Consider the following 1977-nt stretch of genomic DNA (forward strand, 5'->3'; position numbering starts at 1 on the left):
CAGAAGACGGCATACGAGATGTAGAGAGGTCTCGTGGGCTCGGAGATGTGTATAAGAGACAGACACCCCACCCACCCGCCCCGACGGGCAACACCACCCCCGCCGCCGCACGCAAGCCACGCCCACCAGTGCACCGCGTCCGACCACCCGGCGGGCCCGCGCCGGAGCCGCGGCACCCCTGCCCGGCGGGCACGGCCGCCGCAGGGGCAGAGACCCGCCCGCCCCTGCCCGGCCACCCCGTACCGGAGCAGCCATGACCGCCCGACGGACACCCCCCGGCGCCGCACGCGACGTACGCCGACCAGTGCACGCGCCCGGCCGCCCCGCGACCCGCGCCACCCGGCGCCGCACCCGCGCCACCCCGTCCCGCAGACAGAGCCGCGGGAAACCGGCCCCGGCCGCCTCCACCGCCCGCCCTACCCGCCCCCGACCGGCCCCCCCGCACAGCGGCCGGCCCCGCGCCCGGCGCTCACGGCTGTGCGGGCGGCGTCGGCAGGGTGCCGCGTTCGAGCGCCACCAGGGCCAGCACCACGATCGACCCCGTCCACGCCAGCGGCGCCACCGACGCCGCCCGCCCCTCCTTGTCCACCTTCTCCGGCAGCTCACCGAGCACGTTCCGCTTCGACAGCACCCACTCCAGCACCGGCCCCGCCTTCGCCGGCCGCCCCGACGCCGCCCACGCCAACGCGAAGAACGCCGTACTGGGCGTCCACGCCGTCGCACCCCACGGCGCCCCCGGATCATTCCCCGGCGTCAACCCCCCGTTCGGCAGCCGCAACGCCCGATAGGTCGCCTCCAGCGCCGCCGGCACCCCGGCCGCCGCCGCGTTGAACGGCGGCGCCATGAACGCCACCGCACTGTCCCGCCCGTGCCGCCCGTCGACCGTGCGCTGGTAGCCCAGCGGGAAGAACCGCGCCGAAATCCCCGCCGACAACCGCCGCGCCGCCCGCGCCCACCGCACCGCATCCCCCGGCCGGCCCGCCTCCCGCGCCAGATCCGCCGACGCGTTCAACCCCGCCAGCAGCGGCGCGGCCGTACCGATGTTCGTACTCGCCGTCATCAGCTCCCAATAGTCCGGCGACGCCGGCGGCAGCCCGTCCGCCCCCAAAGAACGCACCGCACGATCGGCCGCCTTGCGGATCATCGGATAGAGCGTCATCAGCCGCGCCCGCCGCCCCTGCACCGGCGCCGCCCCGTACCACTGCCACGCCGCCCACGGAACCCAGCCGTTGGCATCGAGCTGCCACCGCCTGCCGTCCGGCGGCCCGGAACCGTCCAGCTTCGTACGCGCCTCCCAACTGCCGTCCGCCCGCTGCGTCGCCGCACTGTGCCGCAGGACCGCGAACGCCTCCGCGTCATGCCCGGTGTGCGCGAACGCCGCACACGCGAAACTCGCATCCCGCGGCCAGGCATACATCCAGCCCGGACTCCACCCCGCCGCCATCGCCCCGTTGGGCCGCAGCAGCGCCCGCATCGCCAACAGCGCCCGCCCGGCCGCCGCCCGCTCCGCCGCGGACCTGCCCGGCACCCGCCCGGAGGCCAGCCACGCCCGGCTCTGCCCGATCTGCCGCACCGCCCGCCCGTCACCGGCCGCGACCACCACCGACACCGTCCGCCCCGCCGGCAGGTACAACCACCGCCCCGACGCCAGCCGCAGCACGTTGCTGCCCTCCACATACCGGCCACCAGCCGCACGAGCCGCCGAAACCCCCTCCGCCGTGATCCCGTTGGACAGCACCCCCACAGCAGGCGCGGCGAACTGCGACAACGGCGCATGACCACCCACCGCCCCGCACACCGGGACCGCACCACCGGCCAGCACCGCCGCAGCCACCACCCAGCAGCCGAGGACACCGGGCATCGCCACTCCCTCCACCGCGACCACCTGCGCGCACTGCCTCACCCCCGCCCACCCATCCTCAAACCCCGCCACCCGCCCCGCCACGCACGCCCCGCCGCCCGGGTGACCCACCCCCC

Annotated in this window: 3 protein-coding genes; 2 read left to right on the forward strand and 1 reads right to left on the reverse strand. The window is 76.6% G+C overall.

The annotated features are described in order from the left end of the window. Positions 1-469: 469 nt before the first annotated feature. On the reverse strand, positions 470-1474 hold the full coding sequence (locus IF89_RS0135110; RefSeq protein ID WP_234328026.1) for a hypothetical protein: 1005 nt from the start codon (positions 1472-1474) through the stop codon (positions 470-472). On the opposite strand from IF89_RS0135110, the gene IF89_RS48760 reads away from it, so the two are divergent. Together IF89_RS48760 and IF89_RS48765 are read left to right on the forward strand one after the other, a co-directional pair. Further along, positions 1452-1778 (forward strand): hypothetical protein, encoded by a 327-nt coding sequence (locus IF89_RS48760; RefSeq protein ID WP_234328027.1) that lies wholly within the window; start codon positions 1452-1454, stop codon positions 1776-1778. The two genes, IF89_RS0135110 and IF89_RS48760, sit on opposite strands and share 23 nt — an antisense overlap. After that, the coding region (locus IF89_RS48765; protein WP_234328028.1) for a hypothetical protein at positions 1775-1977 on the forward strand (203 nt) is incomplete at its 3' end. The genes IF89_RS48760 and IF89_RS48765, both read left to right, overlap by 4 nt.

Source organism: Streptomyces sp. NRRL F-2664 (assembly GCF_000719345.1).
Classification (GTDB): domain Bacteria; phylum Actinomycetota; class Actinomycetes; order Streptomycetales; family Streptomycetaceae; genus Streptomyces.